Consider the following 8,916-nt stretch of genomic DNA (forward strand, 5'->3'; position numbering starts at 1 on the left):
CCAGTGGCGACCGAGACGCCGCAGCCGGACCGAACGGATGGTTCGATGAGCGAGGCCAAACTCCTCGACTACCTCCGGCGGGTGACCGCCGACCTGACCCGCACGCGCGAGCGGCTGGTGGAGGCGGAATCCGCGGGCGGTGAACCCATCGCGGTGGTCGGCATGAGCTGCCGCTACCCCGGCGACGTCGACACGCCCGAAGCGCTGTGGCGGCTGGTCGACGGCGGGGTCGACGCGATCTCCGGCTTCCCGGAGGACCGCGGCTGGCCCCTGGCCGACCTGCTCGGCGAACCCGGCGCCCCCGGGACGTCCGCCACCGCCGAGGGCGGGTTCCTGCACGGCGCCGGCGGCTTCGACCCGGCGTTCTTCGGGATGAGCCCGCGTGAGGCGCTGGCCACCGACCCGCAGCAGCGGCTGCTGCTCGAAACCTCCTGGGAGGCCTGCGAATCCGCCGGGATCGACCCGCACACGCTGCGCGGCAGCGACACCGGCGTGTTCGTCGGCGTGATGTACAACGACTACGCGATCGCGCTGCAGGGTGTCACCGAAGACCTCGAGGGCTACCAGAGCAACGGCAGCGCCGGCAGCGTCGCCTCCGGCCGGATCTCCTACACGTTCGGCTTCGAGGGCCCGACCGTCAGCGTCGACACGGCGTGCTCGTCGTCGCTGGTCACCATGCACCTCGCGGCCCAGGCGCTGCGCCGCGGCGAGTGCTCGCTGGCGCTGGCCGGCGGCGTCGCCGTGATGTCGACGCCGATGGTGTTCATCGAGTACAGCCGCCAGGGCGCGCTGTCGCCGACCGGCCGCTCACGCGCGTTCGCCGAGGGCGCGGACGGCACCGGCTGGTCCGAAGGCGTCGGCATGCTCGCGCTCGAAAAGCTGTCCGACGCGCGGCGCAACGGCCACGAGGTCCTGGCCGTATTGCGCGGCTCGGCCGTCAACTCCGACGGCGCGTCCAACGGCCTGACCGCCCCCAACGGCCCGTCGCAGCAGCGGGTGATCCGCCAGGCGCTGGCCGACGCGAAACTCTCACCGTCCGAAGTGGACGTCGTCGAGGCCCACGGCACCGGCACGTCGCTCGGCGACCCGATCGAGGCCCAGGCGCTGATCGCGGCCTACGGTCAGGACCGGCCCGAGGGCCGGCCGCTGTGGCTGGGCTCGCTCAAGTCGAACATCGGGCACACCCAGGCCGCCGCCGGTGTCGGCGGCGTGATGAAGATGATCCTGGCCATGCGCAACGGCGTCCTGCCGCGCACCCTGCACGCCGAGACGCCGTCGTCGCGCGTCGACTGGGCCGCGGGTGACGTCGAGCTGCTGACGACGTCCCGGCCGTGGCCTCGCACCGGAGCTCCGCGCCGGGCCGCCGTCTCGTCGTTCGGCGTCAGCGGCACCAACGCCCACGTCGTCCTCGAACAAGCCCCGCCCGCCGAGACGCCGGCCGCGGCGGCGGAACCGCCCGCCGTGCCGTGGGTGCTCTCGGCGAAGTCGCCGGAAGCGCTGGCCGCCCAGGCCGCGGGCCTGCTGGCCCACCTCGACGAGCACACCGGGCAGCCCCCGGCCGCGATCGCCCGCACCCTGCTGGCCCGCAGCCGTTTCGACCACCGCGCTGTTGTGGCCGGCACCGGCGTCGCCACCCTGCGCGAAGGCCTCTCCGCACTGGCCGCCGGCGTGCCGTCGCCATACGCGGCCACCGGCGCCGCGACCGCCGGGACCGGACCGGTGTTCGTGTTCCCCGGCCAGGGCTCGCAGTGGCCGGAGATGGCCGCGAGCCTCCTCGACACCGCACCCGTCTTCCGCCGCCACATCGAGGAGTGCGCCGAGGCGTTCGCCCCGTACGTCGACTGGTCGCTGCTCGACGTCCTGCGCGGCGCCGACGGCGCGCCGTCGGTCGACCGGGTCGACGTCGTGCAGCCGGTCCTGTTCTCGGTGATGGTGTCGCTCGCGCACCTCTGGCGCTCCTACGGCGTCCGCCCGGCCGCGGTCCTGGGCCACTCCCAGGGTGAGATCGCCGCCGCCTGCTTCGCCGGCGCCCTGCCGCTGCCCGAAGCCGCGCGCATCGTGACCCTGCGCAGCCGCCTGATCGGCGACCGGCTCGCCGGCCACGGCGGCCTGCTCTCGGTGATGGCGTCCGAAGAGGACGTCCGCGCCCTGCTCGGCGACTTCGACGGCACCCTGTCGATCGCCGCCGTCAACGGCCCCCGCACGGTGACCGTCGCCGGTGAGCCCGGCGCGCTCACCACCCTCGAAAAGCGCCTCTCGGCGGCCGGCCTGATGCGCTGGCGCGTCGAGGGCATCGACTTCGCCGCGCACAGCCCGCAGGTGCGCGTGCTGCACGACGAACTGGTCGCCCTCCTCGGCGAGCTGCACCCTGCGACGTCCGCGATCCCGTTCTTCTCCACCGCCGACGAGAAGTGGCTCGACGGCTCGGAGCTGGACGCCGAGTACTGGTACCGCAACCTGGAACGCACGGTGCGGTTCGACTCCGGCGTCCACGCCGCCCTGGAGCTCGGCGGCCGGCACTTCGTCGAGGTCAGCCCGCAGCCGGTGCTGAGCCTCGGGCTGCAGGCGATCCTCGAGGAGTCGGGCACCGGCGCGACGGCGTCGGCCACCCTGCTGCTGGGCCACGGCGGCCTGGACCGCTTCCTGGTCGCCGTCGGCGCCGCGTTCGCCCGTGGCGCCGACGTCGACTGGAACCTGCCGGCGGGCAGCCGCGTCGCGCTCCCGACGTACCCCTTCCAGCGCACGAACATCTGGCCGCAGACGAGCCTGCGGCCGGCCGGTGACATCTCGGCGCTGGGTCTCGGCGCGGCGAACCACCCGCTGCTGGGCGCGGTGACGGCGTTGCCGGACACCGAAGGTTTCCTGTTCACCTCGCGGCTGTCGGTCTCCACGCACCCTTGGCTGGCCGAGCACACCTTCGGCGGCTCGGTGCTGCTGCCCGGCACCGCGTTCCTGGAGCTGGCGATCCGCGCCGGCGACGAGGCCGGCTGCCCGGTCGTCGAAGAGCTGACCCTCGCCGTGCCGCTGGTCGTCCCGGCCGGCCAGGCCGTCCGAACGCAGCTCGTGCTGGGCCCGCTGACGCCGGCGGGCCGTCGCACTCTCGCCGTCTACGGCCGGCCCGACACCGACGGCGACGAGCCGTGGACGTGCCACGCCAACGGTGTCCTGCGCGCCGGCGAGCAGCCGGCGGCGGGGGAGTTCCCCGCCGAGTGGCCGCCGCCGGGCGCCGAGCGCGTCGACCTCACCGGCTTCTACGACCAGGCCGCCGAAAACGGCTTCGGATACGGGCCGCTCTTCCGCGGCCTGGAGTCCGTGTGGCGCCTCGGCGAAGAGGTCTACGCCGAAGTCGCGCTGCCCGAGGCGAACCGCGCCGAAGCGGCCGCGTGCGCGCTGCACCCCGCGCTGCTCGATGCCGCCCTGCACGCCACGTCCTTCACCGGCGACGGCGGCCAGAGCCGCCTTCCGTTCTCGTGGACCGACGTCGAGCTGTACGCGGTCGGCGCGTCGCGGGCCCGGGTCCGGATCGCGCCCTCTGGCTCCGGCAGCGTCCGCATCGACCTCGCCGACGCGACCGGTGCACCCGTGGCATCGGTCGGCTCGCTGCTGCTGCGCGCGGCCGCCGTCGATGCTGCTCCGGCCACCTTCGGCGACAGCCTGTTCCGCTGGGAGTGGCAGGCCGTGCCCGCGCCGGAGCCCGGCCGCCTGGCCGACGGCAGCTGGGTCGTGGCCGGCGCCGACGAGTTCGGCCTCACCGGCGCCGTCTACACCCTCGGCCGCGCGGTCGAGACGTTCCTCGGCATCGGCACGCTGTCCGCCGCCCTCGACGACGGCCTGGAGCCGCCCGAGCTGATCCTGGTGCCGCTGGTGCACGTGCGGCCCGAGGACCCGCGGGAATCGGCGCACCTGCTGACGAAGTGGGTGCTGGGCCAGGTCCAGGCCTTCCTCGAGGAAGACCGGCTGCGCACCACGCGGCTCGTCTTCGTCACCCGCGGCGCCACCGAGGGCGCCGACCTGTCCGCCGCGGCCGCCTGGGGCCTGCTGCGCTCCGCGCAGACCGAGAACCCGGGCCGGCTCGTGCTCGTCGACCTGGACGAGTCCGGCGACCAGTCCATCCGCGACCTGCTCCCGATGCTGCCCGGCCTGCTCGCCTCGGGCGAGCCCCAGGTGGCGCTGCGCGACGGCGTCCCGCACGTCGGCCGCCTGGCCCGCGTACGCGGTGAGGCCGCTGAGGTGGAGGTCTGGCGCGACGCGGGCAAGGTCCTCATCACCGGCGGCACCGGCGCGCTCGCCCGGACGATCGCGCGGCACCTCGTGACCGAACACGGCGTCCGCGAGCTGCTGCTGGTGAGCCGCAGCGGCGGTACGGCCCCGGGCGCGGCGGAGTTCGCCGCGGAACTCGACGCGGTGGTGGACTATCGCGCCTGCGACGTGTCCGACCGGGACGAACTGGCGCGGTTGCTCGACGCCGAGCCGTCGGTCCGGGCGATCGTCCACACCGCCGGCGCACTCGAAGACGGCGTCCTCGGTTCCCTGACACCGAAGAAGCTCGAGACGGTGTTCGCGCCGAAGCTCGACGCGGCCTGGCACCTGCACGAGCTGACCCGCGACCGCGACCTGGCGGCGTTCGTCCTGTTCTCGTCGTTCGCCGGCCTGGCCGGCACCGCCGGGCAGGGCAACTACGCCGCCGCCAACGCGTTCCTCGACGCGCTGGCCCGGCACCGCCACGGGCTCGGCCTGCCGGGCACGTCGGTGGCCTGGGGCAGCTGGGTCCGCAACGACAGCGTCATGGCCGCGCAGCTCGACGACGCCGCCCGCCGCCGCCAAGCGCGTGGCGGGGCCCTGGAACTGACGGGGGAGCAGGGCGTCGCGCTGTTCGACGCCGCGCTGGCCCGCCCGGCCGACCCGGTGCTGGCCGCGATCCGGCTGGACCTGGCCGCGATGCGCGCGTCGGGCGAGGTCCCGCCGATGATGCGGGTGCTGGTCCCGCCGCCGTCGCGCCGCTCGGCGGTCTCGGCCGAAGCGGTGGGCTCGTTCGCCAAGACGTACGCCGACCTGCCGGAAGAGGGCCGTCCCGCGGCCGTCCTGGACTTGGTCCGCACGCTCGCCGCCGCGGTGCTCGGTCACCCGAGCGCGGCCGCGGTGGCCGTCGACGGCGGCTTCCCCGAACTCGGCTTCGACTCCCTGACCGCGATGGACCTGCGCAACCGCCTCCAGGCCGCGACGGACCTGATCCTGCAGGTCGGCGTGGTGTTCGACCACCCGACCCCGCTCGAGCTGGCCGGCCACCTGGGCGCTGAGCTGGAGCGCGTTTCGCGGCCCGCCGAGTCTTCGACGGCGCCGGAAACCGTGTCCGCGCAAGCGAACGAGACGATCTCCGGCTTGTTCACGCAGGCGCTGTATAACGGCCAACAAGCCGACGCGATCGACTTCCTGCGCGCCGCGGCGACCCTGCGTCCGAAGTTCCGCACGTCGGACGAGCTGACCCGGCCGATCCGCCCGCTGCGCCTGGCCCGCCGCGACCAGGACGCCGCACCCGGCCCGCACCTGATCTGCGTCCCGGCTCTGGTCGCGATGGCGGGGGTGCAGCAGTACTCGCTGTTCGCCGCGTCGTGTCGCGGCCAGTACGACGTCTCGGCGGTCCCGATCCCGGGCTTCACCGACGGCGAAGCGCTGCCGGCCGACCGGGACGCGCTGGTCGCGGCCGAGGCCGACGCGATCTTCGCCTACGCGGCGGGGGAGCCGTTCGTGGTACTCGGCGTCTCCACCGGAGGCTTGCTGGTCCACGCGATCGCCACGGAACTGGCCCGCCGCGGCACGCCGCCGGCCGGGGTGGCGCTGCTGGACCCGTACGCGGTGGACAGCCAGTTCGTCGCGAGTGCGGGCGGCGGCCTGATGACGGGGCTGTACAAGCGGAACCAGCAGTACACCGAAGTCACGAGCGCCGGGCTGTCGGCGATGGCGTGGTGCTTCGACCTGATGGAAGGCTGGGACCTGGGCCCGCTGCCGTGCCCGACGTTGCTGGTCCGGGCGTCGGAGCCGATCGTGGCCGAGCAGGCGGAAGTCGAGTGGCGCTCGGCCTGGGCCCACGCGGACACGGTGACGGACGTGCCGGGCAACCACTTCACGATCGTGGAGGAGCACATCGCCGAGGCGGTGGCGGCGGTCCGGGCCTGGCTCCCGGACGTCGGCTGACGGCTGACAGCGCCCAGACTTGTCGTGAGTGTTTAGGGCGGTTAGAACCGCCCTAAACACTCACGACAAGCCGCGGCAGACTCACCAGGCCGCGGGCCGGCCCGCTAGGTCGCGGTCGGGTCGAGGGACCGCGCGACGATTCCGGTGATGCCGCCGAGCTGATCGAGCTGCTCCTCGGTCAGCAAGCCGAAGACGTGCTTGCGCAGGGTCGCGTAGTAGCCGGGCGCCGCCTCCTCGTACTTCCGCAACCCCGCCGGGGTCAGTGACGCGATCGTGTAGCGGGTGTCGGCCGGGTCGGACTTGCGGACCAGCCAGCCCTGCCTCTCCAACCGAGACGCGATGCGGGACAGGTGCGACGGCGTGACCCGGGACATCTCCGCCAGCGACGTCATGGTGCGGTCCTGGTGCTGCGACAGGCACCACAGGATCAGGAACTCGGCGTGACTCAGGCCTTCCTGCTTGAGCCGCCCCTCCAGCGCCGCGGGCAGCCACAGGATCACGGACAGCAGCGACTCCCAGGTGTCCGCCTCGGCCGGGGCGAAGCTGTCATCCGCTTCCACGGGCGTGACTGTACACGCAGTCACTTTCCGCGGAAAGTGATCTGCGAGACCCTTGCCATGGAAAGTAACTGACTTTAAGTTAGTTTCCAAGGAAAGCATCCGCGGATCGAGGAGTCACCATGCGCGCAGCCCGCTACCACGACTACGGCCCGGCGGACGTGCTCGTCGTCGAGGACGTCCCGGAACCGCACGCCGGGCCCGGCGAGGTCCGGATCCGCGTCGCCGCCGCCAGTGTGAACCCGGTCGACTGGAAAGTGCGCTCGGGGGCGGCCCGCGCGATGTTCGAGGTCGGCTTCCCGGCGATCCCCGGCCGCGACGCCGCCGGCGTGGTGGACGAGGTCGGCGAAGGCGTCACCGGTGTCACCGTGGGTGACCGGGTGTTCGGGCTCGGCGGCGTGTTCGGGGCGTCCGCGCAGTACGCCACGCTGTCCGCGTGGGCGCCGGTGCCGGAGGGGTGGACCCTGGCGCAGGCCGCTGCCGCCGGGCTGGCCGTCGACACGGCAGGCAGCGGGCTCGACGCGCTCGGCGACCTGGCCGGCCGCACGCTGCTGGTCGAAGGCGCGGCCGGCGGGGTGGGCAGTGCCGCCGTCGCCTTGGCCGTGGCGCGCGGCGCGACGGTCATCGGCACGTCGAGCGCGGGCAAGCACGAGTACCTGCGCGGTCTGGGCGCGCTGCCCACCACCTACGGCGAGGGTCTGGCCGACCGCGTCCGCGAGCTCGCCCCCGGCGGGGTGGACGCCGTGCTCGACACGGCCGCCTCCGGCTCGCTGGCCGACCTCGTCGCCATCGCCGGCGACCCGGACCGGGTCGTGACGGTCGCCGACGCGGCCCGTGCGGGTGGACTCGGAGTCCGGGCCCGCAACTCGGAGAACAACTCCGCATTGCTCGCCGAAGGCGCCGCGCTGGGCGCCCGTGGCGGCTACACACCGCACCTCGCCGCGACGTACCCGCTGGACGAGATCGCCGAGGCACACCGGGAGTCCGAAGGCGGCCACACGCAGGGGAAGATCGTCGTCCTCGTCTGACGGGACACGCGGACGAGCCCGGCACCGGGGGATGGTGCCGGGCTCGTCCGCCGCCGGGGAAGGCGCGTTCTCGGGGTCAGGCCACCGGATCGGGCGACGGCCGTGCGTCCAGCAGCGGCGTCTTCGCGTCCGGGACCAGGGTCGCCTCAGTGGGAGTGACATCGGCCGTCTCCGACGCGACGGCGCGGGCCTGGGCCGCCTTGCGCTTCGCGGCCTGCTCACCCAGCTTCTTGTACCGGGCGCGGTTGATGAAGAACTCGGCGATCAGCAGGTTGACCACCCACGGCACCCACGACGTCAGCGTGGACACCTGGTCCTGCACCGCCGCCGGGCCGTCGACGCCCATCGTGAAGACCTCCGGCTCCAGCCAGAGGATCGCCGGGCCGAGCCAGAAGCGGGACGCCAGGATCGAGAAGCACAGCGCGAAGCTGCGCAGCATCCACTCGCGGTGCTCCACGATGCGGCCCTGGCGGGCGCGGCGGAAGCCGGTGATCGTGGTGATCAGCCAGAGCAGGCCGAGGATCGCGTTGCCGACCTTCTGGCCGGGGCCGTGCGTGAGCAGCGGCGTGATCGTCAGGATCGCGATCCCGGCCGGCAGCGCGCCGCCGAAGACGTAGATCCGGCCGGACACGCGGTGCAGCTTCGGGTACTTGTTGCGCAGCTTGGGCCACACCTGGATCGCCGCGGTCACGAACGCGACCGAGCCGAAGAAGATGTGCGCCACCAGCAACGGGTAGTAGAACGGCACGTCCAGCCGGGTCGCCGCCGTCGACTTGCTCGGATCCAAGCCGACGTAGTTGGGCAGCCGGAACGCGAGGAAACCGAACGCGAGGAAGTAGAAGGGGACGATCCAGGGGCGTCTCAGCGCCGTTCCGATGCGTGACATGGTGGGCCTTCCGTGGGAGGAACCGGCGCGAAGAGTGTGGCGCGAAGACAGTGGGGAAAACCGTAGAGTTCGCTCTCCGCCGGGCCGGATCGGCCGCAACAGCTAGGGAAAACAGGGTCCGGGTGACGGCATAGTCTGCCTGACCTCCGTGTCGGCGGTGGTTCGGGCGGCGGCGCACCGCGGCTTCCCAGCGCCCGCCGGAACGGACCCCGTCCGAACCCTTGGGAGCGCCGCGGTGGAACGATCCGAGCAC

Annotated in this window: 3 protein-coding genes and 1 pseudogene; 2 read left to right on the forward strand and 2 right to left on the reverse strand. The window is 73.4% G+C overall.

What is annotated here, in order from left to right; genetic code table 11:
- Positions 1 to 54: 54 nt before the first annotated feature.
- Positions 55 to 6,192: pseudogene (locus tag OHS18_RS05055) on the forward strand (SDR family NAD(P)-dependent oxidoreductase); the annotation flags it as partial.
- Positions 6,193 to 6,296: 104 nt separating this feature from the next.
- On the opposite strand, the gene OHS18_RS05060 reads toward OHS18_RS05055, so the two are convergent.
- Complete coding sequence (locus OHS18_RS05060; protein WP_328616116.1) at positions 6,297 to 6,752, reverse strand: MarR family winged helix-turn-helix transcriptional regulator; 456 nt, start codon at positions 6,750 to 6,752, stop codon at positions 6,297 to 6,299.
- Positions 6,753 to 6,871: 119 nt separating this feature from the next.
- On the opposite strand from OHS18_RS05060, the gene OHS18_RS05065 reads away from it, so the two are divergent.
- Positions 6,872 to 7,777, forward strand: a complete 906-nt coding sequence (locus tag OHS18_RS05065) for an NADP-dependent oxidoreductase (RefSeq protein ID WP_328616117.1) — start codon at positions 6,872 to 6,874, stop codon at positions 7,775 to 7,777.
- A gap of 76 nt (positions 7,778 to 7,853) precedes the next feature.
- Here the strand turns inward: OHS18_RS05065 and OHS18_RS05070 are convergent, their stop codons facing one another.
- Positions 7,854 to 8,663 carry a DUF2306 domain-containing protein gene (locus OHS18_RS05070; RefSeq protein ID WP_328455582.1) on the reverse strand — a complete coding sequence of 270 codons (810 nt, stop codon included), beginning with the start codon at positions 8,661 to 8,663 and terminating at the stop codon, positions 7,854 to 7,856.
- Between the last annotated feature and the right edge of the window lie 253 nt (positions 8,664 to 8,916).

The organism is Amycolatopsis sp. NBC_00355, from assembly GCF_036104975.1.
GTDB lineage: Bacteria > Actinomycetota > Actinomycetes > Mycobacteriales > Pseudonocardiaceae > Amycolatopsis.

Excerpts from the sequence above, each read along its gene's own strand:
- OHS18_RS05065 (WP_328616117.1), top strand. The coding sequence starts at position 6,872 with ATGCGCGCAGCCCGCTACCACGACTACGGCCCGGCGGACGTGCTCGTC.
- OHS18_RS05070 (WP_328455582.1), bottom strand. The coding sequence starts at position 8,663 with ATGTCACGCATCGGAACGGCGCTGAGACGCCCCTGGATCGTCCCCTTC.